The organism is Agrobacterium tumefaciens (assembly GCF_005221325.1).
Taxonomy (GTDB): Bacteria; Pseudomonadota; Alphaproteobacteria; order Rhizobiales; family Rhizobiaceae; genus Agrobacterium.
Genome location: NZ_CP039891.1, coordinates 109631 through 135273, shown reverse-complemented (window position 1 = coordinate 135273; position 25643 = coordinate 109631). Strand labels below are relative to the sequence as shown.

General features: G+C 56.9%; 24 protein-coding genes. 18 read left to right on the top strand and 6 right to left on the bottom strand.

Annotated features, from left to right (window positions below):
- The first annotated feature begins 26 nt into the window (after window positions 1–26).
- Entirely contained in the window at window positions 27–2780 is a 2754-nt protein-coding gene (locus tag CFBP5499_RS28255) for a class I adenylate-forming enzyme family protein (protein WP_158523327.1), read from the top strand.
- Here CFBP5499_RS28255 and CFBP5499_RS28250 read toward each other — a convergent pair.
- Window positions 2777–3259, bottom strand: a complete 483-nt coding sequence (locus CFBP5499_RS28250; RefSeq protein ID WP_080830824.1) for a MarR family winged helix-turn-helix transcriptional regulator — start codon at window positions 3257–3259, stop codon at window positions 2777–2779. The genes CFBP5499_RS28255 and CFBP5499_RS28250 overlap by 4 nt on opposite strands.
- 97 nt (window positions 3260–3356) lie before the next feature.
- Window positions 3357–4247 carry a LysR substrate-binding domain-containing protein gene (locus CFBP5499_RS28245; RefSeq protein WP_080830826.1) on the bottom strand — a complete coding sequence of 297 codons (891 nt, stop codon included), beginning with the start codon at window positions 4245–4247 and terminating at the stop codon, window positions 3357–3359.
- A gap of 139 nt (window positions 4248–4386) precedes the next feature.
- Between CFBP5499_RS28245 and CFBP5499_RS28240 the strand changes: the two genes are divergently transcribed.
- From CFBP5499_RS28240 to CFBP5499_RS28195, 10 genes are all read left to right on the top strand, one after another.
- Window positions 4387–5148: an SDR family NAD(P)-dependent oxidoreductase gene (locus tag CFBP5499_RS28240; RefSeq protein WP_080830828.1), complete on the top strand. Its 762-nt coding sequence runs from the start codon at window positions 4387–4389 to the stop codon at window positions 5146–5148.
- Between the two features lie 42 nt (window positions 5149–5190).
- The gene (locus tag CFBP5499_RS28235) at window positions 5191–6030 is read left to right on the top strand and encodes a transketolase (RefSeq protein WP_080830829.1); all 840 of its coding nucleotides are present in this window, start codon (window positions 5191–5193) and stop codon (window positions 6028–6030) included.
- Window positions 6027–7064, top strand: a complete 1038-nt coding sequence (locus tag CFBP5499_RS28230; RefSeq protein ID WP_080830831.1) for a transketolase family protein — start codon at window positions 6027–6029, stop codon at window positions 7062–7064. Before CFBP5499_RS28235 ends, CFBP5499_RS28230 begins: the two co-directional genes overlap by 4 nt.
- A gap of 66 nt (window positions 7065–7130) precedes the next feature.
- A complete protein-coding gene (locus CFBP5499_RS28225) occupies window positions 7131–8135 on the top strand; it encodes a TRAP transporter substrate-binding protein (protein WP_080830832.1) in 1005 nt (334 codons plus the stop codon).
- A 27-nt stretch (window positions 8136–8162) separates the two neighbouring features.
- The gene (locus CFBP5499_RS28220) at window positions 8163–8693 is read left to right on the top strand and encodes a TRAP transporter small permease (RefSeq protein ID WP_080830834.1); all 531 of its coding nucleotides are present in this window, start codon (window positions 8163–8165) and stop codon (window positions 8691–8693) included.
- Complete coding sequence (locus CFBP5499_RS28215; protein ID WP_080830835.1) at window positions 8690–9949, top strand: TRAP transporter large permease subunit; 1260 nt, start codon at window positions 8690–8692, stop codon at window positions 9947–9949. Before CFBP5499_RS28220 ends, CFBP5499_RS28215 begins: the two co-directional genes overlap by 4 nt.
- 10 nt (window positions 9950–9959) lie before the next feature.
- A complete protein-coding gene (locus CFBP5499_RS28210; protein ID WP_080830837.1) occupies window positions 9960–11456 on the top strand; it encodes a sugar ABC transporter ATP-binding protein in 1497 nt (498 codons plus the stop codon).
- Window positions 11453–12463: an ABC transporter permease gene (locus CFBP5499_RS28205; RefSeq protein ID WP_080830839.1), complete on the top strand. Its 1011-nt coding sequence runs from the start codon at window positions 11453–11455 to the stop codon at window positions 12461–12463. Before CFBP5499_RS28210 ends, CFBP5499_RS28205 begins: the two co-directional genes overlap by 4 nt.
- A 45-nt stretch (window positions 12464–12508) precedes the next feature.
- Entirely contained in the window at window positions 12509–13489 is a 981-nt protein-coding gene (locus CFBP5499_RS28200) for a substrate-binding domain-containing protein (protein ID WP_080830841.1), read from the top strand.
- 65 nt (window positions 13490–13554) lie between these two features.
- On the top strand, window positions 13555–14448 hold the full coding sequence (locus tag CFBP5499_RS28195; protein WP_080830843.1) for an amidohydrolase family protein: 894 nt from the start codon (window positions 13555–13557) through the stop codon (window positions 14446–14448).
- A 137-nt stretch (window positions 14449–14585) separates the two neighbouring features.
- On the opposite strand, the gene CFBP5499_RS28190 is transcribed toward CFBP5499_RS28195, so the two are convergent.
- Entirely contained in the window at window positions 14586–14915 is a 330-nt protein-coding gene (locus tag CFBP5499_RS28190; protein ID WP_130932624.1) for a transposase, read from the bottom strand.
- A 161-nt stretch (window positions 14916–15076) separates the two neighbouring features.
- Between CFBP5499_RS28190 and CFBP5499_RS28185 the strand changes: the two genes are divergently transcribed.
- The 7 genes from CFBP5499_RS28185 to CFBP5499_RS28155 all read left to right on the top strand — a co-directional run bounded on the left by CFBP5499_RS28185 (window position 15077) and on the right by CFBP5499_RS28155 (window position 21915).
- Complete coding sequence (locus CFBP5499_RS28185; protein WP_080830847.1) at window positions 15077–15985, top strand: sulfurtransferase; 909 nt, start codon at window positions 15077–15079, stop codon at window positions 15983–15985.
- A 193-nt stretch (window positions 15986–16178) separates the two neighbouring features.
- Window positions 16179–17165, top strand: coding sequence for an ABC transporter substrate-binding protein (locus CFBP5499_RS28180; RefSeq protein ID WP_158523328.1), 987 nt, complete (start codon window positions 16179–16181; stop codon window positions 17163–17165).
- A 23-nt stretch (window positions 17166–17188) separates the two neighbouring features.
- On the top strand, window positions 17189–18556 hold the full coding sequence (locus tag CFBP5499_RS28175; protein WP_080830852.1) for an NtaA/DmoA family FMN-dependent monooxygenase: 1368 nt from the start codon (window positions 17189–17191) through the stop codon (window positions 18554–18556).
- Window positions 18557–18565: 9 nt separating this feature from the next.
- Window positions 18566–19342 (top strand): ABC transporter ATP-binding protein, encoded by a 777-nt coding sequence (locus CFBP5499_RS28170; protein ID WP_080830854.1) that lies wholly within the window; start codon window positions 18566–18568, stop codon window positions 19340–19342.
- 49 nt (window positions 19343–19391) lie between these two features.
- Entirely contained in the window at window positions 19392–20207 is an 816-nt protein-coding gene (locus CFBP5499_RS28165; RefSeq protein ID WP_158523329.1) for an ABC transporter permease, read from the top strand.
- Window positions 20208–20248: 41 nt separating this feature from the next.
- On the top strand, window positions 20249–21088 hold the full coding sequence (locus CFBP5499_RS28160) for a sulfurtransferase (protein WP_080830862.1): 840 nt from the start codon (window positions 20249–20251) through the stop codon (window positions 21086–21088).
- 26 nt (window positions 21089–21114) lie between these two features.
- Window positions 21115–21915 (top strand): SDR family NAD(P)-dependent oxidoreductase, encoded by an 801-nt coding sequence (locus CFBP5499_RS28155; RefSeq protein ID WP_158523330.1) that lies wholly within the window; start codon window positions 21115–21117, stop codon window positions 21913–21915.
- A gap of 235 nt (window positions 21916–22150) precedes the next feature.
- On the opposite strand, the gene CFBP5499_RS28150 is transcribed toward CFBP5499_RS28155, so the two are convergent.
- The 3 genes from CFBP5499_RS28150 to CFBP5499_RS28135 form a co-directional block, all read right to left on the bottom strand.
- The gene (locus CFBP5499_RS28150) at window positions 22151–22615 is read right to left on the bottom strand and encodes a hypothetical protein (protein ID WP_130932626.1); all 465 of its coding nucleotides are present in this window, start codon (window positions 22613–22615) and stop codon (window positions 22151–22153) included.
- A gap of 280 nt (window positions 22616–22895) precedes the next feature.
- Window positions 22896–23798, bottom strand: a complete 903-nt coding sequence (locus CFBP5499_RS28140) for an NAD(P)H-binding protein (RefSeq protein WP_080830871.1) — start codon at window positions 23796–23798, stop codon at window positions 22896–22898.
- Between the two features lie 181 nt (window positions 23799–23979).
- Window positions 23980–25416, bottom strand: coding sequence for an MATE family efflux transporter (locus tag CFBP5499_RS28135; RefSeq protein ID WP_233284285.1), 1437 nt, complete (start codon window positions 25414–25416; stop codon window positions 23980–23982).
- Window positions 25417–25643 lie beyond the last annotated feature (227 nt).

Sequence of the window (25643 nt, the reverse complement as noted above, 5' to 3'; positions counted from 1 at the left end):
AGACGACGATTTTTTACGAGGTACCCATGACACGCACAGCGCCACTAAAAGTAGACGGTATCGAGGTTGCAACTTTCCTCTCACGCGGGACGACCGCCAACCACGACTTGCAGGTTTTAACGGGGAGGCGCGGAACTTTCACAGGCGCCGAGGCCGAGGCGCGCGTGCAAGAATTGTCAAGAGCCATTTTTGAGGCCGGTATTAGAGCCGGAATGCAAGTGGCAATCGCCACTAGCGATTTTTCAGAGCGTGCTTTGCTTTTTTGGGCGGTATTGGCGTTAGGCGCCACTCCTGTTCTCATTCAAAGTCACCCCAGGGGAGAGTATCCGGCGTTGGATCTCTGGATCGCTGAGGACCGATATTCGCATCAGCATTCGATAACCGTCGATGAGATTTTTAGGGGTTCGGCTGGATCGGTCGCGCGGACCCGTCCAGCTGTGCGGCACAGCGACGGCGAGGGAGAAATCGTGTCATGGGTGTTGACGGACGACGAGGGGCCGTTGAGCCTCGTAGGGCGAACTCACCTTAACGTGGTCTACACGGGGCTGTTTGCATCTTTTGCTCTTGATAATGACCGGGGACATACGATTGGTGCGCTGGGCAGAGTGGAAAATCTCCTCTTCGAGTCGCTCTTGTTTGCAAGCATTATGAGCGGCGTTCACGTGCTGCAACTTGATACGGAAAGCCCTATTCCCAATCGGGTTCGCTCGGTCGTCGAAACTTGGGTCGTCGATCTTCACAGTCTTGCCCGCGCACGCTCAATCCTCGAAGCGTCCGGCTCGCTTGCCGGCCTGAGGCTCATCGTCTTCAGCGACACGGCAAGCCTTCCGACGAGCGAACAACTTCAAGAGTGTTTTTCACTGAGGCGTGCGGGTGCCGACGTGCATCTCGTCCTTGGCGACACCGCGAACGGCATCATCGCAGAATACGATTTCGATCAGTCGTTATGGCAAGGCTTTCCAAGCGTCGATATCGCCGTCCACGCCGCTGGCGACGTTTTGCAGGATGAAAATTCGGCCGGTCGCCTCCTTGTCCGCTCGCCACAAGTCAGTGCGGTGCGTCGGGCCTTTTCCGGCGAAGAACGTGAACCAGCCGGTTGGTCGGAGGTTCCACTTCAGTGTTCCCTGAGGTCGGACGGTTTCTATTTGGTGGCACATGATCGCCCGCACGCAGATGGGCACATTTCAAGTGCGACCACCCCTGCGCCTCTCCTCAATGCTATCGATATCTTGTCGCTGATCAGACGAAGCGCGCGATGGCGCCGAAAAAACCTCGCGATAGACGTGGACGGGCGCACGGCGACCTACGGTGATATCGTTGATCACGTGGGAGGCCTTAGCACTCTTCTTTCGCAGACATACAGTGTCGGCGCGGGTGACCGGGTCGCGATCATTGGCCGAAACAGTCTCGAATTTATCCATCTTTACCTTGCCGCAAACGCGCTTGGGGCGATCATTGTCCCTGTAAACTTTCGGCTCAAGGCGCCTGAGATTGCCTACGTCCTTCGCAACAGCGGTTCCAAGTTACTAGTGCACAGCGACGATTTGGCGGCACTTGTCCCCGCCATCCGCCACGATGTTCCGTCTGACGTCCAGTTCGCTGGGTTCGATCGTCTTTCTGCTCATGAAGTCGCGCACCTGGTCGTGGAAAAGAACTTTCCTGCCATCAATCCGGATGAGAACCGGGCAGCGTCGATCCTCTACACCGCGGGGACAACGGGCTTTCCAAAGGGTGCGGTCCGAAGCAACAGGAACGTGATGTGGTTCTCGTTCCTGAGCACGTTGTCAGAATTGCGAACACATCGCCAGAAAGCACGGCTTGTGACAACCCCGATGTTTCACATAACGGGGCACGAACCAGCAATTATAGGTACGTTAACCAGCGGAGGCTGGGCGAAAATTCACAGCGAGTTCAACGTAAACGCCGTATTGGACGCAACGATCAAACATCAGGTCGCCACTCTCTTCGTACCGCCGACTATTGGTTTCGAGATGCTTGACCAAATTGAGAAGCGTGGCATCAAGGAGCAGCTACGCGAGTTCCGCTACTGGAGCTCAGCATCGGCACCGCTACCCGATGTCCTCTTGGCACGAATCCACGCGTTACTTCCTTGGGTAGAGGTCACAAACACACTCGGTATGACGGAAACCGGTAGCATCGCTGTCCATCGCGCCATACCCGGTGGTGGTCATGCGCCGAGTTGCGTCGGTCGCGCGCCGGCCGGCGCAGAGGTAGCCATCATAACAGCGGACGGCTCAATCGCAGCAAGGGGAGAGCCTGGCGAGATCGTGGTGCGGTCGCCACAGGTTATTAGCGGTTACTGGGAAAACCCAGCCGCGACCGAGACGGCTTTGCGGCAGGAATGGTTTCACGGCGGCGACATCGGGGTCTACGATGCCTTCGGCAACGTTGACGTAAAAGGTCGCCTCAAGGAAATGATCATTTCAGGTGGCGAGAACGTTTACGCCGCCGAGGTTGAAAACGTTCTTCTCGCCTTCCCCGAAATACGCGAAGCTGCGGTATTTGGAAGACCAGACCCGAAATGGGGCGAGAGCGTGACGGCTGCAGTGGTCCTAACCGATGACCTCCGGCTGACAGAGCACGAGGTTATGGCGCGCTGCCGATCGAAAATCGCGCACTACAAGTGCCCGACGCTTGTCGTGTTTGTGGATTCACTTCCAAAAAATCCGATGGGTAAAGTCACAAAATTCGCGTTAGCGAACCTGGTGGATCGGTTCGTCTCCGATGCTGATCAACCGGGGTTGGCAGCAAATGCCTAGGATCCAAGCGTCTCGTCGCGATCATCTCGGGTCGCTTCACGAACCGCCCGATTAGTTTTGCGCAGAACAGAAACCAGATCCCGCCACTGGTCTTCGCCAAGGATTTGGAAAAGCGTCTCCTGCGCCCGCCGCCAATGGGTGTGGGCGCTCTTCCTTGCCAGATCTCCTTGCTCGGTCAGCGATACGAGCCGGCTTCGTTTATCGAGGGGATCTCGGCTCACGGCAACGAGGTTGTGCTTTTCTAAGGGATCAAGCATGCGGCGAAGGCTGGTTCGATCGACCTGCAGTTCGGTTGACAGTCTCGACATTGATAAAGTCCCGTGCTCCAGGGCCCTTAGAAGGGGCCATTGCGCAGCCGTAATCCCGGATGGTTCAATAATTTGATCATAAAGGTTTGTAACCCGCCGAGCTGTCCTGCGCAGATCGAAGCCAGCGCATTCGTTCAACAACTGCTCTACAGACTTTTGTTCTTTACCCATTTGACGTGACTACCGGAAACAGATGAGACCTTGTACCTATGCTCCCCGTCTGATCTTTGCAAGGATACCAATTAGAAATGGGGTCTGCCTAAAGACTTCATGCGCCGGTGCTACCTGTTAGTTCAAACTCGAGCCATGCCGCAAATTCACGGGCAAGGCGCCGCTGGTTACCGGATTTGGGGTAGGCGAGATAATGGCCAATGTAGCGGTTGTCACGATAATTGCCGACAAACGGGCGCACTAATTGTCCATTCTCGAGCGCCCGCCGCGCCAGCAGGTTTGATTCCAATGCGATCCCGAGCCCGTTGGCGGCTGCGTCCAGAGCGAGGAAGGATCGGTCGAATGACATAGCCGGTTGGGGAGGAGGGCCAAGATCGTTGATTTCGAACCAATCGATCCACTGTATGCGTTTCAGATCACTCCGGATGAGAGGTGATCTCTTCAGGTCACGGATAGATACGAGCGATGCAGCAAGTGCCGGCGAACACACTGGTGAGACGATCTCTTCTCCAAGCGGAACGACAATCAGATCTTCCCGGTTGAGCGGCTCGCCATAGACGATATCTACATCATAAAGGCCGTCGACAAAGCGTGCGTAGGCCGTGCTCGCTGCGATCCTTACTTCGACGCCCGGTTTCTGCCTTAGAAACGAAGGCAACAAGGGAGACAGAACCTGTGCCGCAAAACTCGGTGCGCAGTGGACCCGAAGCAGATGCGCCCGATTGGATGAGATCGCCTCAACACCGCGCCGAAGTTCCTCGAAGGCGCCCGATGCATGGGTCAGCATCGTCTGGCCTGAAAGCGTCAGCGCCACGTTCCGTGTCGTGCGCTCGAACAGAGCAACACCAAGGCTTTTTTCCAAGCCTTTTATCGCGTGGCTGACGGCACTGGGCGACAGGCTCAGTTCCTCCGCAGCAGCCCGGAACGATCCGAGACGGGCCGCGGATTCGAAGATGCGAAATGCAGATAAGGAGGCCATATTCAGCATGAGATTAGTGAACCAGATTCACCTCCCAGTGTAAATATCGCGTTTGTCGTCGGCCCGATGATTTGCCAACTTGATCTCATTCGGCGACAGCCGTTGATGAGAGGACCGGTGTCGGGGAGGCATTGGGAGGAGAATTTTCATGTTGTTAAAAGGGAAAACCGCGGTCATTTCGGGCGCGGCAAGCAAGCGTGGCATCGGCCGCGCCACAGCCGAACTCTTTGCCGAGCATGGCGCTCGTGTGGCCATTTTGGACATTGACGGTGATGCAGCGGAAGTCGCTGCCACCGAATTGCCGAAGGTGTCGCACGGCAGTCATATCGGGCTGCGATGCGATGTTGCCGACAAGGCATCCTGCCTGGCTGCCGCAATCGCGGTCGAGGCTGCTTTCGGCAAGATTGATTCACTTATAAACAACGCCGGCATCACCCAGCCGGTCAAAACGCTGGATATCACTCCCGCCGACTGGGACCGCATCGTCGCCGTCAACATGACCGGCATTCTGTTCCTCAGCCAGGCATTCATCCCAGGCATGCGCGATCATGGCGGCGGCTCGATCGCATGTATTTCCTCGGTGTCGGCGCAGCGCGGTGGTGGAATTTTCGGCGGCCCGCATTACTCCGCAGCCAAGGCTGGCGTACTTGGCCTTGCCAAGGCCATGGCGCGTGAATTCGGCCCTGTCGGCATCCGCGTCAACTCGGTCACACCGGGACTGATCCAGACCGACATTACCGGCGGCAAGCTGACGGACGAGATGCGCGCCGACATCATCAAGGGCATTCCGCTAAGCCGTCTCGGTGATGCACGCGATGTCGCCAACATCTATCTGTTCCTGGCATCCGACCTGTCGGCCTATGTCACCGGTGCAGTGATCGACGTCAACGGGGGCATGCTGATCCACTGATCGGCCGTATCGCCACGTATATATTCTAGGAGATGCCAGCCGATGGCACAAATGGGTCACAATATCAGCCTGCCCGAGCGCGCCCGGCGTATCCGGCGCCATGCGCTGAGGATGGGTGAAGTGCAGGGGCAGGGTTATATCGCCCAGGCACTCGGCGTTGCCGACGTGCTTGCCGTTTCATATTTCCATGCCACCAACTACCGTCCCGACGACCCGGAATGGGAAGGTCGCGACCGCTTCCTCCTGTCGATCGGACATTACGCGATCGCGCTCTATGCGGCGCTGATCGAGGCGAAGATCATCCCCGAGGATGAGCTCGAAACCTACGGCACCGATGAAAGCCGGCTGCCAATGTCTGGCATGGCGAGCTATACGCCGGGCATGGAAATCACCGGCGGATCGCTTGGTCATGGCCTTGGCATCGCCGTCGGGATGTCGCTTGCGCTGAAGCGCAAGAAATCGGATGCCTTCGTCTACAACCTGTTTTCCGATGGAGAACTGGACGAGGGGTCGACCTGGGAGGCGGCGATGTCGGCAGGCTCCTACAAGCTGGGCAATCTCATTGGCATCGTTGATGTCAATCAAATGCAGGCAGATGGCCCGTCTATGGGCGTTCTCAATTTCGAGCCGCTCGGGCCAAAATTTGAAGCGTTCAACTGGTTTGTCCTGCGGGTCGATGGCAATGATCTCGACGCTCTGGTTGCTGCCTTCGACGCTGCCCGCCACTACAAAGGAGAGCAGCCGAGAATTATCATCTGTGATACGAAAATGGCAAAGGGCGTGCCCTTCCTGGAAGCGCGCGAGCGAAACCACTTTCTTCGGGTTGAGCCGGACGAGTGGAAAGAAGCAATCAGGATTATCGATGCGGGGGCAGGAGAATGAGACGCTCGAAATACATCCGTCCGGATTTTTTGACCCATGGTGCCGACCGTCCGCGCCTGACCACCTCTGCCATGATCGCGTCAATCGCTGGCCCGGAACAGCCGACAAAGCCTGCACCATTTGGAAACGCGCTTGCTGCGCTGGCGGAAAACAACGACCGCATCGTCGGTATGTCGGCTGATCTTGCGAAATATACCGACCTGCACGTTTTCCGCGCCGCCCATCCCGACAAGTTCTACCAGATGGGCATGGCCGAGCAGTTGCTGATGATGGCGGCGTCGGGAATGGCGCGCGAGGGTTTTCAGCCTTGGGTCACCACCTACGCCGTGTTTGCATCGCGCCGCGCCTATGACTTCATCTGCCTGGCGATCGCCGAGGAGATGCTGGACGTGAAGATCGTCTGCGCGCTTCCGGGCCTCACCACCGGTTACGGCCCCAGCCATCAGGCGACCGAGGATATCGCCATGTTCCGCGGCATGCCGAACCTGACAATAATCGATCCTTGCGATGCCAGCGAGATCGAGCAGGCGGTGCCTGCTATCGCAGCCCACAAGGGCCCGGTCTATATGCGTCTTCTGCGTGGTAACGTGCCGCTGGTGCTTGACGAATACGGCTACAAGTTCGAACTCGGCAAGGCCAAGATCATCCGTGAGGGCAGGGATGTGCTGATCATCTCGTCCGGGCTGATGACGATGCGCGCGCTGGAAGCGGCAAAAAACCTGCAGAAGGATGGCGTCGATGCCGCCGTTCTGCACGTACCGACGATCAAGCCGCTCGACGTGGAGACGATCCTTGCCGAATGCCGCAAGCAGAACCGGCTTGTGGTGGTGGCGGAAAACCACACTGTTATCGGCGGACTGGGAGAGGCCGTCGGTGCAACATTGATGCGCTCTGACGTCAGACCTGCTGCATTCCGGCAGATCGGTCTTCCTGACGAATTCCTGGAAGCAGGAGCACTTCCGACATTGCATGACCAGTATGGTCTTTCGATACTGAAAGTGACAGCGGCGATCAAGTCATGGCTGGATGAATAGACTTCTATGACGGCCCGGATGGGAGTGCGGGCCGATCATTCTCGTAAGCACATAGTGGAGGAGAACATGAGCTTGCATATCAACAGACGCGCTTTTCTAACCGTCGTGACCGGCGCCCTGGCGGCCCCTGCCGTGGTTTTCGGCATTCGTCCGGCCCGGGCGGCGACCACATTGACCCTTGGGCACGGCGCAGCCCCCGGAAACCCGCGCACCGTAGCCGCAGCCAAGTTCGCAGAACTGGTGGCGGAAAAGACCGCCGGTCGCGTGAGGATCAACGTTGCCGGCGCCGAAACGCTGGGCAGCGATTCCGCCATGCTGACCAGCCTACGCACTGGCGCGCTCGATTTTACCGCCAATAGCCAGGGTGCGACGTCCGCCCTCGTGCCTGAACTCGCGGCGCTCGGCCTGCCCTTCCTGTTTCCCGACACAAAGAAGGCCATGGAGGTTCTGAACGGACCTGTGGGTGCAGACCTCAACAAGCGTTTCGAGGCGGTCGGTGTCGTTCCGCTCGACTGGTGGGATAACGGCATTCGCCACCTCACCAATTCGAAACGCAAGATTTCCGCGCCCGCAGAACTCAAGGGGTTGAAGGTTCGCACGCCCGCCGATCCGATGACTATCGACATCTTCCAGGCTCTCGGTGCCGCAACCGAACAGATCGCTTTCGGAGAACTCTACATCGCGCTGCAGCAAGGTGTCGTGGATGGACAGGAAAACCCGTTGGCTAATATCGAAAGCTCCAAGCTGTTCGAGGTCAACAAATATGTAAGCCTTACCGCGCACAAATGGGAATCCACACCGTTCTTGATGTCCAAGATCGCCCAGGCGCGTCTTGGCGCCGATCTCGAAGCGGTCAGGGCGGCGGCCAATGAGGCCGGCGACCTGCAGCGCAAGCTTTCTGCGGAAAAGGACGCGCAGGTTCTTGCCAATTTCAAGAGCAGCGCGGCTGTCGAGGTTACAGAAGTCGAGCACGAAGCCTTCGTCAAGGCTACCGTAAGCGTTGCCGAGAACTGGAAGAAGAAGCCGTTCGGCGATTTTGTCAGCAAGATCGAAGCGGAGGCCAGGGCGTAAAGCCCTGCCACTGAACGGAGCTTCCCAATGCAGATGCTGTTCAAGGGTGTCGACATGGTGTCGCGCGCCATAGTCCTCTTTTCCCGTTTCGTCATCATCGCCAGCGGCATCGCGCTGACGGTGGTGATGACGGCAAACGTCTTCGCTCGCTATACGCTCGAAAGCGGCGGCTTTGGCTTCGCGCAGGAGCTGCCCATGCTGATGTTCCCGTGGTTCATCATCGCGGGCATCGTTCTGGCAGCGCATGCCGGCGGCCACATGGCCGTCGAGTGGCTTTACGACAAGCTTGATGGCAGTGCCCGGCTTACGGCATTCGTTGTCGCCAACGTCATCAGTATCATCTCGTTCCTCATCCTGGCCTACCAGTCGGTCGTTGTGGCCGAAATCGCTGGCTTCGAACACAGTCCGGTCCTGCAACTGCCCAATAGCATCGGCTACTACGCGCTGGCCGTCGGGGCTGTGCTGGTGGCCTTCGTCACCGTAGCGGCGACGCTCCGTGTCCTTCGCTTCGGCTGGGATCAGAGGATCGAGATCAAGGCCGAGGAGATGCCCCTATGACACTGATCATGATCGTCTCTTTCTGCGTCCTCATGGTATTGGCCGTACCTGTCGGTTACGGCCTGATCATCGCTGCAGGCCTCGGCATCTTTTTCAATGGATACGTGCCGCTGTCGGTCGTCGCGCAACAGGTCTACGACCAGACGCAGTCCTTTCCGATGCTCGCCTTGCCGTTCTTCATGCTGGCGGGGACATTGATGCTCGGCGGCGAATTGGGCAAGCAATTGCTCGAACTCGCGTCCAAGGCAATGCAACGCTGGCGCGGCGGGCCGCTCTCAACGACAGTTGTTTCCTCGGTGGTGTTTGGTGGCGTGTCTGGCTCTGCCGTTGCAAACGCCAGCGCGCTCGGTTCCGTGCTGATCCCTTGGCAGAAGAAGCAGGGATTTCCGCCTGCACTCTGCGCTGCAAACAACGCGACGTCGTCCGTCATCGATGTTCTGATCCCGCCGTCGATCCCGATGATTCTTTACTCACTGGTCAGTGGTGTCAGCGTCGCCAACCTGTTCGTCTCAGGCATTCTCCCCGGCCTGATCATGGCCGCGAGTTTCGTTTTCGTCTGCTGGTTCATTTCGGTGCGCCGCGGCTATGGCGCCCAAAAGGTCAAGATGAGGAAGCGCGAGCTCGCAAGGCTTGCGCTACAGAGTGCTCCTGCAATCCTGCTGCCCATCCTCATCATCCTTCTGCTGCGCTTCGGCTTTGCAACACCAACCGAAGTCGCAGTTCTGTCCGTAGTCTATTCGCTGCTGTTGAGCCTGCTGGTCTATCGCGATCTGACCTGGCCGCGCTTCTGCGAAAACATCGTCGAGGCAGGCGTGGCCACCGGCGTCGTCATGCTGGTGATCATGGGCAGTGCTGCCGTCGGCTGGGTCCTCACCTTCGACCAGGCTCCGCAACAGATGGCGGAATGGGTCGCGGCCAATATCTCCAGCCCCATCGTCATCATCCTGATGATGAACATCCTGATGCTTATCGTCGGCATGCCGCTCGACATGCCTCCGGCGATCCTGCTTCTCGGACCGATTTTCGTGCCGCTCGCCGATGCGATCGGGCTCGACCGCGTCCAGTTGGGGCTGATGATGGTGATCAACCTCGGCATCGGCCTCTACACGCCGCCGATCGGCACGACGCTGTTCATCTCTTCGTCCATCGCTAAGGCACCGCTTGGCACCACGACGCGCGAACTCTGGCCCTTTTTCGGGATGGCGATGCTGCTTCTGATGGCAGTGAGCTTCATTCCTGCTCTGACGATCTATTGAGGAGAATGTCATGGCTGACCAATCGCAACCGGTTCTTTCCGTCAGGCGGCTAACCAAGTCCTACGGCGCGACTTCCGTTCTCAAGGGAGTGGATTTCTCGGTCGCACGCGGCGAAGTCCATGCCCTGCTCGGTGGAAATGGCGCCGGCAAGTCGACGATGATCCGGATTATCACCGGACTGGCCGCAAAGGACGCCGGCAAGATCACATTCCACGATGCAACCGGCAATCTGCTATCCGAAACGGAGGGGCGTTCGAAGGTCGCCGTGGTTCACCAGGAACTCGCCCTTCTGCCGCATTTGACCGTTGCAGAAAATCTGATCCTGCCGCGGTTGCCGAAAGGTTTCGGTCTGTTTGACAGGAAGCGCGCATGGCGCATGGCGCACGAGGCTCTTTGCCTGATCGATCGGGAGTTCGCCGATACATCGCTTCACAGCCTTGTCGGTGATCTAACGCTCCACCAGGGACAGATGGTCGAGATTGCTCGGGCATTGTCCTCCGGCGCGGAGCTTATCCTGCTCGACGAGCCGACCGCCAACCTGACTGCGGTCGAAACGCAGCGTCTCTTTTCCGTCCTGCGCAGGCTGACGACCGAAAAGGGTCTTGCAGTAGTCTTCGTATCGCATCGCATGAAGGAAATCAGGCAAATAGCCGATGTTTGCACCATCATTCGTGACGGCAGGACCGCGGTCGACCGGTCCGCGATCGACAGCCTGACCGACGCCATGATCGTCGAGAAAATGGGGCAGGTCTTCGCAAGGCAGGCGGAGACTGCGGCACCCGCCCGGTTCAAACCGGACCCTGCGCATCCGGATAGGCTGGTCATCCGAGATGCCGATCTAGAGGTGTCGCTCGAGGCCGGAACGGTTCTCGGTATCGCCGGCGCGCCGGCCGGGCCACAGACCCTGATCGAAGCCTTGGTTGGCGCCGCCAAGGCAAAACGATGGGTCGTGGCACGCGCCGGATGGCCCGAAAAATTCGCATCTCCGCGCGATGCGGCGCGGAAAGGGTCGGGGTTCATATCCGGCGACCGCGCCCACAAGGGCATCTTGGCCGACCTTCCCATCATCGATAATGTGATGGCCTCGAGACGGATCGTGCGTGGCGGCATGCTGGCAGGTGCGTCCGAGCGTTTGGAATGCCTCGACCTGATCAATGCACTCAAGGTCAAGGCTGCCTCCATCTGGGACCTGCCCAGCACCTTGAGCGGCGGGACGCAGCAGAAGCTTCTTTTAGCGCGCTGGCTCGGAGTTCCATCACGCCTTCTCGTTCTCGAAGAGCCGACGCGCGGCGTCGATATCGGCACCAAGAAGGAGATTTACCAGTTGATACGGCAGATGGCTGCCAGCGGCACGATCATCGTCTGGTGGTCAACGGAAAACGCGGAACTTCTGGAAGTCTGCGACCGGGTGATGGCCTTCGAGACCGATGGACTCTGCGCCGGGATCATCGAAAAAGAAAACCTCAGCGAGGATGCACTCGCGCATTTGACGGGAATGGCAGCATGACATACGCGCCAGAAAGAGTTCCGGCCGAGCCCACGCAGCATGCGGCGGTGAAGCATCGGGAAAGCCTGTTCGGCACTTATCGAACCGAAATTGCCATCGCGCTTGCGATCGTGCTGGTGGCGCTTGCCGTCGGGTCACAGGTACCCCAGGCCCTCAGCTGGGGGAATTTCGCCAACATCACCCAGGCCGGCGCTCCGCTTATCATCATGTCGCTCGGCGTGCTTCTGGTCGTTATTACCGGCGGCATCGATCTGTCCGTCGGATCGGTCTTTTCGCTCACCGGCATGGTGACGGCACAGGCCATGGCGCAGGGTTTCGGCGGGGTTGCAGCCGCATCCTTCGGGCTTGGTGTCGGACTGATATTCGGGTCTATCAACGGTTTTCTGGTGACGATTGTCGGGCTTGCGCCCTTCGTGGTCACTCTGGTCACTTTTGCGATTGCCGGATCGCTGGCATTTATCGTCACCAACGGCCGTTCGATGCCGATCGGCGATCCGGATTTCTGGCTGCTAAACAGCGGCAGCCTTATACCGAGCGTCCCGAACTATATCCTGTTCTGCGTCGTTTTCCTGATCGTCATCGAGCTGTTCCTCAAGAAGATGGTGGCGGGCCGCTGGTTCTATGCGGTCGGCAGCAGTTCAACCGCGGCCTATCTATTGGGCATTCCGGTCAAACGGACAAAGTTCTTCGCCTATGTGGCCTCGTCTCTTCTCGCATCCTTTTCCGGGCTGCTGACGATCTCCTACATCCTCAACGCGGAATCAACCGCCGGCGCGAGCCTGATGCTGCAGGCGATCGCGGCCGTCGTGATCGGCGGGGCTAGCCTTTTGGGAGGCACGGGAACGGCTGTCGGTGCGGTGCTCGGCGCCCTGATGATCACCGTGATCCAGAATGGCGTCAATCTCATCGGTATCAACAGTTTTTGGCAGGGTTCGGTCACGGGTCTTGCGATCTTGACGGCGGTCCTGATCGATCGCTTCGGCAAGGCGCGACGCGGTTTTCGTTAAATGGTTTGGACCGGAATGTCCCGGGCCTTGGGAGGAGGAACTGAAATGAAAAATACGGGAAAACGCCGCCTGGCGCTCGCTGCAGGCATTGTATTGGCGATCGGTCTGGCAAGCGGCGGCGCGCAGGCACAGGACAAGAAAACCGTCGCCTATCTGGCACCGTCGCTGGACATTTCCTACTGGCAATGGGTCGGTTACGGCGTCAAGCAGAAGGCCGAGGAACTCGGCATGGACTATGTCGAATATACATCGGAAAACTCGCCGGCAAAGCAGATGGACAACGCGCGCACGGCGGTGACAAAGGGCGTGGATGCGATCGTCATCGGACCTGTCAGCTCGACCAGCACGCCTCCGCTGCTTGCCTATCTGAAATCGCAGAACATTCCGATCGCATTCGCGGGTATTGGTCCGCAACCCGGCCAGGTAGACTACACGTCGTCCGTGACGGCGAACAACTACGAGACCGGCAAAGCCCAAGGCAGCTTCGTGTGCAAACTTGCCAAGGAGCGAGGTGGCGATCAAGTGGGTATGCTGTCCCTGCCACAGGATCGGGAAAACGCCCAGAAATATCTGAAGGGCGCACAGGAGGCCTTTCAGGCGGATGGTTGCAAGCTGGCGCAGATGCTCGAGACACGCGGACTGACCGTCAACGAGGCCGTGACCCAGGCCAACGACATGATGACCGCCCACCCGGACATCAAGGCCATTTACGGCATGTATGACGAGGCAGGCACAGGCGCCGCCAAGGTGCTGCAGACCCGCGGCCTTACAGGCAAGGTGGGTGTTGCGGTTGCCGATGGCAGCCCGACGACGATCGCATTACTGAGGTCCAACGCTATCCAGGGGATCTTTTTCCAGGAAGCCGTCGGGCAGGGCATCGACGGTACGCAACAGGTCTTCAATGCGATGACGGGAGCGCCGGTCAAGAAGGATCTTGCGCTGGTCATGCCTCTCGTGACAGCAGACAAGGTCGATTCCGACGACGCCAAAAAGGTGATTGCCCGCGTATTCCCGCCTTCCAAATAATCTCTTCGCGGGCGCGGTGTTTATCCCCGCCCGCTACCGTTTCAACATCTACTGGATATGCAATCATGGATGACTTGCCGATCGTCGACCCACATTTCCATCTTTGGGACCTCGACAACAACTATTACCCTTGGCTTTCCGACGGCGTAAAACCGTCCGCCTTCGGGGACTATACCGCGATCAACAAAACCTACCTTATCGCCGATTTTCTGGCGGATGCCCGCGGGCAGAACCTCGTCAAGGCGGTCCATCTGGATGTCGGATACGACCCGAAGGATCCGGCTGGGGAAACCCGGTGGTTGCAACAAGTTGCCGACAGGCATGGGTTCCCGCACGGGATCGTGGGATATGCCGACCTGCGCAAGCGCGATGTCGGCGATCTGCTGGACGAGCACATGCAATACGCCAATTTCCGCGGCATCCGGCAATCGATGAATTTTCATCACGACGCGGCTAAAACCTACCTGACGGAACCGGAAGTCAGCCGAACGCCTGAATGGCGCAACGGCTTCCGCGAATTGGCGAAGCGCGAGCTGAGTTTCGATCTGCAGCTCTATTACTGGCAGATGGACGAGTTTGTCGATCTGGCCGCCGACTTTCCCGACGTTCAGATCATCCTTAACCATACGGGCATGCAGGTGGATGGCCCTGACCATTTCGGCGGCTGGCGCCTGGCGATGGAAAGACTGTCCGCAGCCCCCAATATCGCTTGCAAAATTTCGGGCCTTGGAATGGGCAACTGTACTTGGACGACTGAGGAGTTCCGGCCTTATGTGGAGACAGCCATCGAGGCTTTCAGCGTTGAACGATGCATGTTCGCCTCAAATTTCCCCGTGGACAAGCTGTTCTCGAGCTATGACCGGATTTTCGACGCCTTCCGTACTATCACAGCTGGCTATTCGGTAAATGAGCGACTCGCGTTGTTTCACGATAATGCCGAGCGCTTCTACAGACTTTAGCGGCGTACCCTGCTGATATGCTTCCTCGACTGTAGACCTCCGTGCAAAAGTGACTGTGCTGTGTCAATGCGCCAAAGCGAAAGTTCGAAAATCTGGATCCACGGGTCTGCATGCCAACAAGACGGCCGGTAGCATTGTTACTTTGACCACTCTGAGGAAAATACCACGAAAGCCCGTTTAAGAACGTCGTTCTCCGCCTGTAATTTTTCAATTTTTCGGCGAAGGCTGTTCATTTCAGCTTCGACATGCTCAGGGACGCCGTCATCGTCCTTTTTCGCGATAGAAGGAATACGAGTGTTTCGCTCCCTATCAAATTCCCGCACCCAAAGCCTGAGAGACTGTTCTCCGATCTTGAGGTTCTCTGCCACTTCTCGGTAAATAGTGCGATCTCTCGGATTCCGTAGGCGCCGTTCGTCCACCAGCGCCACCGCACGATCACGTAGCTCGTCTGAATAGCGCTTGTTCAACGGAATACAAATCCCTAATCCTGATTCCCGGGCGGAACACTGATCCTGCTTCCTGTGCTTTTGGGCTTCGGGAAGCCTTGATGTAATCGCATTTTTCTAGTTAGAATTCTAGCTTCGAAAAACACGTCGGTAAAGTCTCTGGGACCTAAGGAAATATAGTCTTGATTGCAAAGCGGGTTCCCCCCCTCGTCTCGGTCGAGTGGCTCATGGCGCACACCAATGAGGCGGACGTCGTTGTTTTGGACGCAAGCGTCTTCCTCGATCCAGCACCCTCTGGATCGGCGAGGGGCGAATTCAGATCCGGCCTCGATCATTTCCTCGAGAAGGGCCACATTCCGGGCGCTCGTTTTGCTGACCTGTTTACCGAATTCTCCGATCCGGCGTCCTCGCTATCATTCACACGACCGACAGCCGCCCAATTTGAGGAGGCGGCTGGAAAACTTGGACTTCGGCCCAATGTTCACGTCATCACCTACGATGCGCTCGCCGGACAATGGGCGGCGCGACTGTGGTGGGTCTTCCGAACGCTTGGCCATGAAAAGGTCAGTGTTCTCGACGGCGGACTGAAGCGATATCAGGCTCAGGGTGGTCGACTGGACACGGGGCTTCCGCGCTTCGAGCGTACTGTTTATCGCATCGAAAACGAGGAAAAACCATGGGCGCACAAAGAGGAGGTCGTCACACTTTCGACGGGACGAGCGGAGGGGACCTTGATCTGCCTGCTCCAGCCGGACGATTTCTCGGGAGAGATTTCGGTTCGCGCCCGAGCGGGCCATATTCCTTCCAGCAGCAATCTGCCGTTCACCAAGCTGATTGATCCGCAGAACAATACGATGCTGCCTTTCAAACAGCTGTCGGAGACTTTTCGCGGTGTAACGCCGCTCACCGGGGAACGGATCATCACCTATTGCGGAGGTGGTGTTGCATCCACCTATGGAGCGCTTGCTTTGGAGGTTCTGGGTTACGAGAACACCGCAGAATATGACGGATACCTAAACGAGTGGATATCTGATCCAGACTTATCCCTTGAAACCGGACCAGGCCGATTAAGCAAAGCCGATTCAAACTAAAATATAATTTGACGACGTCCCGGACCGATCCTTTCTCTATGAATTGTAGACGAAGAATCTCGTTCCGCACCTAGGTTGGGGCAATTTTTCTATTAATTTCGACTAAAATCTATAGATTTGATTTTTACAATTCTAATTACAAAATTTAATATCAAAGCATGTTGATTATCATCGATAGGATATAACCATGCTTATGACCACGCGGGCGGTTCTTATCGCCGCCTCGATCTTTACAGTCGCGGGCGGCGGTGTTTACGCGGCCGACGAAACCCCGCTCACTTTGAAGATATCGGCCGTCTCAGGTTCAGTCATGCCCCAGGATTTTCGGGCAGGTATTGCGGAGGGGATATTCGCAAAACATGGGGTGAAGCTAGAGATCAGCGAGCTTGCGACAGGCACCAATAACATCACTGCCACGGTGAACGGCTCCGCAGACATTGGATATGCCGACATTTTTGCGGGTCTTTCCTCGATCAAGAACGGCTTCGATATCGGGTTTGTCGCTCCCCACAACGGCCTTAGCCCGTTCCAGTTCATCCTGGTAAAGCCGGATAGCGCCATCAAAACGGTGAAAGATCTCGAGGGCAAAAACATTGCGCTCGGCGCTCCGCCGCAGTTCAAGGTCATCGCGTCATCCATTGTTAGCGCCCAGGGCGGAGATCCTTCAAAGGTCAAGTTCACGATCGTTCCGGATCAGACCTCATTCGGTGCGGTTCTCCAAAGCGGTCAGGCTGACGCCTTTTTCACATCGTCCGCTGTCAATGCGTACAAATGGATTGCTCAATTCGGGTTCCGTACCGTTGGCGAGACTAACACGCGCGGTCTGAAGATTGCCGACGGTTCGCCGATTGCCGGCTGGTGGGCGACGGCTGCCTGGTACGAAAAGAACAGCGACGCAGCGAAACGTTTCACCGACGCATTGCGCGAAACCGAAATATGGTACCGCGGTTTGTCCAAGGACGAGCAGGCAGAATATGTAAAGAGCCAAACAAAGATCGATCTGCGCGCGCTCGACAAGGAGACGCCAGGCATTCTGGAGGCCGCAACCGAGTATTTCGGATACGAGAAGCCGGTGGACCTCGACAAGCTCAAAGCCTGGATCGCCGTCGGCAGCCAGTATGCGAACGTTCCAGGTGATGTCGATTTGGACAAGCACATCTTCGCGACTGCCAAGAATTAAACGCTGAAGGTGGAGAAACAACCATGAGCACCAGCAAGCGTAGATTGAAGCTCGCCTATTCCGCCTGGCCAACCGGCAGACACGCCAGCGCATGGCGTCTTCCGGAGGCTTTCAATAACGGAACTGTAGATCCGGTTTATCTCGCCGATACGGCACGTGCGGTTGAGCGCGGGGTGTTCGACTATTACTTCATGGGGAATGCGATATCGAGCACCCCTGATGCGCAGGGCTTCTGGCACAATGACGTCTTCAAGCTTGAAGGATTCACAGTGGCCTCGTACGTCGCAGCAATCACGCGCAATGTCGGCCTCGTCGTCACTGTCAACAGCTCCTATCAAGATCCCTACGATACGGCACGTGCGATCGTTTCACTCGATCACCTGAGCAATGGCCGGGCGGGCCTCAACATTGTTACAGGTCTCGAAGGCGTCGACGGACCTGCCCAGAACTACGGACAGATCAAGCACATCTCTGGTGATGAAAAATATCGAAGGGCGCGCGAGTTCATCTCGATCATCAATGGTTTGAGCGACAGTTGGGAAGATGGGTATTTTCTCGACGACCGATCAGCCGGAAAATTTATCGACCCGTCCAAAGCTCACACGATCGATTTCAAGGGCGACCACTTCTCGGTTCGTGGCCCGCTCAACCTCCCGCGCCCTCCGCAGGGACATATCCCGGTCATTCATGCTGGCGGCTCGGAAGCATCCTTCCAGTATGGCGGAGAGTTCGCGGATATTCGTTTCAGTCCGTTTGTTTCGACCGAATGGAACATCGAATACTATAAAAAGGTGAAAAGCTATCTGCAGCCGTTCGGCCGGGATCCAGACACCTTCTTCGTCATCCCTGGCATTACGTTCTTCGTCGGCGGGACGGACGCAGAAGCACACCGTAAATTCCGCGAAGTGCAGGATCTTGTTGTTTCCCAATATGTCCCGACCCAGGTTTCGGCCCTTGTCGGCAAGGACATCGCGTCGATCAATTCCCGGGAAAAGGTTGTCGACGTCCTCGATGCTGGAGATCTCGATAAGCACCAGTGGCTTCGGACCGCGCTGGCGGCCTTCGGGGACGAGAACGTCTCGCTCCTCGATCTCTTCCACTACATCTCCAACAAAGGGCATTTAAACCAGCCTCCGGTGGTTGGAAGTGGCAAGAAGATCGCGAACTGGATAGCGGAAAATTTCGAGGCGCGGGCATTCGATGGAGTGAAACTTTTCCCACCTTACGCCCGAACACCTCTCGACGCATTCGTCGATCTTGTCGTTCCCGAGCTGCAGCGCCTTGGCATTCAAAAGACCTCGTATGAAGCCGAGACGTTGCGCGGCCATCTTGGCATCACGCGCCCTGCAAACCGGTTCTCGGAAGCAGCCGGCCTTGTCGCGGCGGAGTAGGGGGCGCAGATGACGATTGCCGTGTCCGCCGTCAGCAAAACCTATCGGAGCGCCCGAGGAGAAGCTATTACCGGTCTTTCTCCTGTCTCCTTGACGATAGCCGATGGCGCCTTTGTCTCGGTTGTCGGTCGATCAGGATGTGGCAAGTCCACGCTGCTTCGCTTGCTTGCGGGTCTCGAATCGCCTTCTTCCGGGGTGGCGACCATCAGCAATGACCCGATCATCCGACCGCCAGCCAGCGTCCGCTATCTGTTTCAAAATTTTAGCGAATCGCTTCTTCCATGGAAGACGGTTGGTGCCAACATCAGGTTTGGACTCCGACACGCATATGGTTCACGGCCCAGGAGCGCCGACTTCCCTGGGCTCGTAGAAGAGAAGCTTGCAGAGGTGGGGCTTGCCGGTATCAGCGAGCGGTATCCGGCAGAGCTATCGGGGGGGATGCAGCAACGTGTCGCGATTGCCCGGGCACTCGCTTCCAACCCGAAGGTCTTGCTGCTGGATGAGCCTTTTTCTGCGGTCGATGCATTGAGCCGGGCAACGCTGCAGGATCTGCTCCTCAAGGTTTGGAAAGACCATCACCTGACGGTTGTCTTTGTCACTCATGACATCGAAGAGGCGCTGTACCTCTCAGATCGGGTGATCGTTCTCGCTCCCAATGGTGGCGGTGTCCAACTCGATGTCCCCGTCGATCTCCCAAGACCAAGGCATCAGATCGAAACGCGCTCTGAACCTGCGTTTCTCGACCTGCGTCGCGAGCTACTGGGCCGCGTATTGTCCAATCAGTGAAAGTTCAGTTATGTCATCGTCAGAATTCCTTGGGGAGGCGGTGCCACCCATGATACAACGAGCCAGATTTTGGTTTTCAAGCTTTGCGGTTTCGTTCGTCGGGCGTTACTTAGCCAGCCGTGCGTTCGGATGGACGATCGTCGCCGTCCTGCTCGTGGTTTGGCAAGTCGTGGCTTCGAGCTATCCAATGCCGCAACTTCCGGCTCTTAGCGATATCTATGCGACCTGGATCGAGCAGGTAACGAACGGCGATCTTCTCATTGCGCTCGGTGACACGATGCGAATTACCGCGATCGGCTTTATCGTCGCCACGGCCGTCGGGATCGTGCTCGGATTTCTCATGGGAAGGGTAAGCGTCATTTGGGGAGCTGCCGAGCCGCCTGTTGAACTCCTCCGACAAATTCCCATCACAGCCCTGCTTCCCCTACTCATCCTGTATCTCGGCATCGCGGACAGCTTTAAGATCACCATTATTGTCCTTGCCGCCAGCTTTCCAATTTTGCTGAATTCCTTTGCCGGCGCGCGAAGCGTTTCGAAAACGATGCGACAGACTGCTCAAACGTTTCAGCTTTCCTGGCTTCAAACCCAACTTGAAATCGGCCTTCCTGCAGCGCTGCCATTCATCCTTGTCGGGATGCGCCAAGCGCTTGGTGTCACGCTGGTCATTGCCGTCGTGACGGGAATGCTCGCCGGCAACAGCGGTATTGGTTATTTCATCCTCCAGGCTCAACAGGTGCTCGACATACGTTCCTTGTTCGCCGGAATTTTTACGGTCGCGGCGGTGGGATATGCACTCAATGTCATTTTCCTGGCCGTCGAGCATCGGCTGACACGCTGGCGGACATTCGCGTTTAGCCAACACTGACTAATCCCCGAGTTACTTCCTCTAACCAATCGAGACACACCATGACCTCGAACCCTTCTCTGCGCCCCTCAAACCTAATCAGCGCCGAAGACCTGGCCACGGCTTTGGACGGTGACTCAAAGCTTGTGCTGCTTGACGTTCGTTTCACGCCAGGAAAACCTGGCAGGAGAGATAGTTATCTGGAGGGACACCTTCCTGGGGCACACTACATCGATCTGCCCAATGAGCTTGCTGATCCCGCTGCCCGCCAACACGGTCGAGGAAGCAATCCGCTTCCGCAGATCGAGCGGTTAGCGGAAGATCTTGGAAGGCTTGGCGTCAGCAACGGGAGCCGCATAGTCGTTTATGACGATACCAATGGCGCCCCAGCCGCCCGCGCCTGGTGGACCCTCACATGGGCAGGATTGACTGACGTCAAGCTGCTCGACGGCGGCCTCGCCAGTTGGAAGGCGTCGGGAAGAACGGTGGAAACAGGTGAGGGGGTCGTCCCCTCGATCGGCCGGGTGGAACTGATCGCCAACACTTTGCCAAGCATCGACGTCAATCAGGTCGCGTCACTTCCGGCAGATACAACCCTAGTAGACGTCCGACCGTCTTCGTCCTTCACCGGTGAAGGCAATGGGCACATCCCCGGGGCGAAGAGCTTTCCTGTTGATCGCCTCATCGGGACCGATGGTAAGCTCATCGCCCCTGGCGAGCTCAAGCAAAAGCTGAGTGAAGCGGACATCGACCTGTCTCAGCCGATCGCTGCCTATTGCGGCGGCGGGATCGCCTCGTCGCTATTCACGCTAGCGCTTTCGGAGATTGGGAAGGATGTCGCCCTCTACCCAGGCTCCTGGTCGGAGTGGACGGCTGACAAGAGCCGGCCGGTCGAGCTTTGATTAGCAACATTTAGTAGGAGACAATCGTGAGTTTGAATCAGATATTTTCGGTCGAAGGCAAGAAAGCAATCGTTACGGGTGGCGCGAGCGGGTTGGGACTGGCAATCGCCGAAGCTCTGCTCGAAAACGGTGCGCACGTAGCAATTATTGACAACCATGCCGAACGGCTGGAAGCGGAAACGGCCAGATTGACGGATAACGGTTTTCAAGTCAGCGCGCATCTTGGTGACGTCGCCAACGAGGCGATCGGCAGCATCATCCGCTCTGCGGTCGAGGCGCTCGGTGGCGTTGATATTGTCTTTGCCAATGCCGGCGTCACCGGTGGTTATGGACCATCTACCGGGAAGAACGAAGCCGGCCTCTTCGAGAACATCGATCTTGGCGCGTGGCATAGGACGCTGGGGATCAATCTGACTGGTGTGGTGCATACGCTGAAGCAGGTCGTGCCCGCACTGAAGGAGCAGCGCTCCGGCAGGATCATTGTCACGGCCTCGATCGCAGGACTGCGGGCCAATCCATCGATCGGATATTCCTATACAGCCTCGAAATCGGCACTTGTCCTGCTTATCAAGGAACTGGCGCTTGAACTCGCACCTTACGGCGTCAACGTCAACGGTCTGGCGCCTGGCCCCTTCAAGACCAACATCAATGATGGCAGGTTTTTCAACGCAGAAAATGAGGCCGGGGAGGCCGCCACGGTGCCAGTCGGGCGGCTAGGCGAACCGAAGGAAATCAAAGGGCTCGCACTGTTGCTAGCGTCCGCTGCTTCAAGCTATATCACGGGAGCTGTGATCCCGATCGATGGCGGTAAAACCGCAGGCGCTTGATAAGGTAGGTCTCGTCAGTATTCAAACCAAGGCGGGTTGCATCGATACTTATTCGCCTCGGTTCAAATCCTCTCGAAGTGACCGAGTTTGACTATCTTAGTCGCGGTCTCTGTTCTTTGTCGAGCGCCCAATAGCAGATTCACACTGGAGCATCCCGCGTCTCTTATGTCGATGAGGGATCTCACTCCCGTGGCTACAACAGCCGCGCAAACTTGCAGCTACTGCCTTTTGAACATCAGAGGGAAGACCGATCGAGGCAGAAAGCAATTTTGTCGCGGGCTTCGTCTGAATTGAAATGCGCAGGGATCACTCCTCGACAAAGTTGTTTGCTCGCGGTCGTAATCCCGGTTTGACCAGTGGCGACGAAGATCCCGGCCGCTATGATTGCGTCTGCGACCGAGCCGAGGATTTTTGGAAATATCCCGTCTTTCGTCCACAGGATGGCTCCTTCGACGCGGCCGCGCCGAGTCGATCTCGCAAAGATGGAGATTTCTGGCGGGATCGTGTCGAGGTGTATTTCTGCAAAAACCTCCGTCGGCAGAGATGACCATTGGCTAAAAGCGAGGCCATATGCCGACGCGGCCTGAGCCTCAGACCAAAACGGGGCGGCAGGAACGGTGCCATCCGCAAGAAGGAGCGCGACCACATGCCGGCTGCCTTTGCGCAGCCGCAATATTTTTTTTGGACGTGAAGGGACCATCATAAATCCTGGAGTTTCAGTCGGAAGTGGACCAGCATATTACTTGCGTCCCACGGTCTGCTGATGCCGAGCAGCCCCCGCCTTCCGGGAAGCCAGCCGATGCAGTTTGGACGTGTTCTTCGGCCTCGCGCCCAACTGAGCAAATTCTACTCCAAGGCCGCTGGATGCACCCGTAATTAGTGCCCATTTTTCCGAGGTGGCGGCCGTCTTCGTCGCGAATACGTTAGCTGATTTTCTCATCTTCCTCCTTTCAACCGACTGCCCATTCTCGCGATTGCCATCAGGCATTTGCGAGATAAGTTTGGGCATGCTGTTGAACAAATTCGAAAACGGTCAGTGGCGGCCGCTTGGATAACAACTCAACGTCCGTGGTCATACGATCATAACGGTTCTGCTGAATGAGAAGCGCCATCGTTGCCAGATGAGCCAGAACATGGGGCGTTAACATTCCGCTGTCCCCCAGCGCCTTTCGCCACGGCTCCCAAGGCACGTCGACGTAGCTGATTGTCTGGCCAAGCGCCTTCGAAAATTCACCGGCGATGTCGGACAGGTCCTGCGATCGTGCGCCGGTCAATTCGTAAACCTTTCCGATATGATCAGAAGGCTCCTGCAATACCGCTGCGATGACCCTCGCGACGTCTTCGCTTGCAATCGGTGAGATCTTGCCGTTACCAAATGGCAAACGGATTTGCTGATGCTGGCGAATGGACTGCACCGACAGGCGAAGAAAAAATGTATCGAGGAACGCCGTCGGGCGAATGTGCACAATCGGCAATCCAGACCAGTTCAAGGCCTGCTCGGCCAGCCAGTGCAGTTTTTGTTGCGGGCTGTCGGTAGTTGACGTGATGCTCATCTGTGACACGGTCATCTGCGAGATGTTTACAAAAGCTTCGACCTTGTGGTGCTTCGCGACAGCTGCCATGTTGACGGCCGCCTCCAGGTAAGATGGCGACACGCTCATACCGAAGTAAATTCGGTCACATCCTTCAACCGCGCGATGGACGGCGGCCAGATCAAGCAGGTCGCCCACCGCGATTTCGGCGCCTCGCGCAGCCAGTTCCTCCGATCGCTGATTGGTAGCTCGGACCAAAGCTCGGACCCTCAATCCGCGTTCCAGCAGCGCGTTGCACAAGGCGTAACCGACAGCGCCGGCGGCGCCAGTGACTAGAATCCGGTTCGTCATCTCTTTGCTCCTTGTAAGCCGCCACCGACCAATTCCCGATCTATCGCGGCTATGTTCTTATTGGTTCACTTCGGTGAATCAGCGCGATATGGCACTCGGTGTGCGATCACGCGCCATAGATCATTGCCTTGCTGACGATGCGCGTCGGATTTGATAAAGACGCGCGGAGCTAGTGGCCGCATCAGTCCTTACGCCTCAGTGAGAAAACTCGCTTTGGAAGGACTGCGGCAGCTGTGAGTGCTCCGTACGCGACTGCACCGAGCGCCACGATCTGAAACAACATGCCCATGCTTGCGCCGTACCAGATGACCGCCGACCATCCCACAAACGCAGCGATAATCATCCTAACGGTCACGGCAAGCACTGGTAGGAGAACGCGACCGGTACCCTGGCTCGCGAAATTGAGTGCAAGCCCCAGTCCTACGGCCCCATAGGCGGGAGCCACGATTTGCAAATAGTGAGATCCCATTTGATTGACCGCTGGATCTGAAGTGAACAACGCCATCCAGATGTGTGGGAACAATGCGGCGGCGACGCCGATGGCCTGCGTGATACCGAAAGCTATACCCGCACCTATCCAAGAAATTTTGCGCGCCCGATCAAACTGGCCGGCTCCCATATTGATGCCCACCATGGTGACGATGGCCGTTCCAAGCCCAAATATGATTGGGATCTGAAGGTAGTCGAGGCGTGATGCGATACCAAAACCCGCTATAGCATCCGTTCCAAAATGACCTACCGCTGCTGTGACTAATGTCACCGTGAGGTTGACCTGCACGGTTCCGACTGCGGAAAGCAGCCCAACGCCCAGAATGTCTTTAAACAGGCGTCGTTCGAGCGGAACGGCCTTCAGCTTTAGCGGAGAGCGCGACGATCTCAAATACAATGCGAGCACGATAGCTGCAATCAGATAATATGCAACCACGGCTATGCCGCCACCAGCGACGCCCAGTGCCGGAATAGGGCCCCAGCCAAAAATCAGTGGCGGAGATAGGGCTAGCATTATCACCGCGCCGAGCACGATGACGATTGCAGGCACCTTCACATTTCCAGCACCACGGAGTGCTGAAGACAACAATGCTGTGATCCAGATAGGAATTGAACCAGCGAAAGTTATTCCAGAGTAGGTAAGAGCAGCAGATAGGGCTGATCCGGTCGCTCCCATTGAGCGGTAAAGGATTGATCCAAACAAAATTGCAGCGATAGAAAATGCCAAGCCAAACACAATTGCAAGAACAACCGAGTGCCAAACCAGCGCATCGGCGTCGGAGCGACGATTCGCGCCAATTGAGCGAGCTACTGCGGAGGATACGCCACCACCTATTCCGCCATTCGACATCATCTGCATCAGCATGAGAACAGGAAATACAAGCGTGACCCCTGCCATCGCCTCAGTGCCAAGGAAACTTATGAAATAAGTTTCAGCAACGCCTACGCCAGTTTGGACGACGAGAACGATGACAGTTGGCAGAGCCAAGCGTAGCAGGGTCGGTGTGATCGAGCCATCGAGTATATCGAGTTTGGCTTTGGGCGCAGCGCCCGCCTGGGGCGATCTTTTTCGAGGAGATGCCAGATCCATCGTTTGTCCTTCATAAGGGGCCGTGGGAACTACGCTCATCAGCCACACGCATATGTGAATTAGATTTATATCGGAGTCTAAACCATTTATAGAAGTCGAACGCAATCAAAAAAATGGGTTAGGCAGATTTGTGCCATAAAGCCAGTAGAGAAACAAAATTGGAATAGGGTCTAAAAAGGTATGCTTTGGCGGTAGGCAGCAGGGCTGTTTGACCGTCTTGAGCAATACGAAGACCTCTCAACCCGATGCGAATATGCTAATTTAAT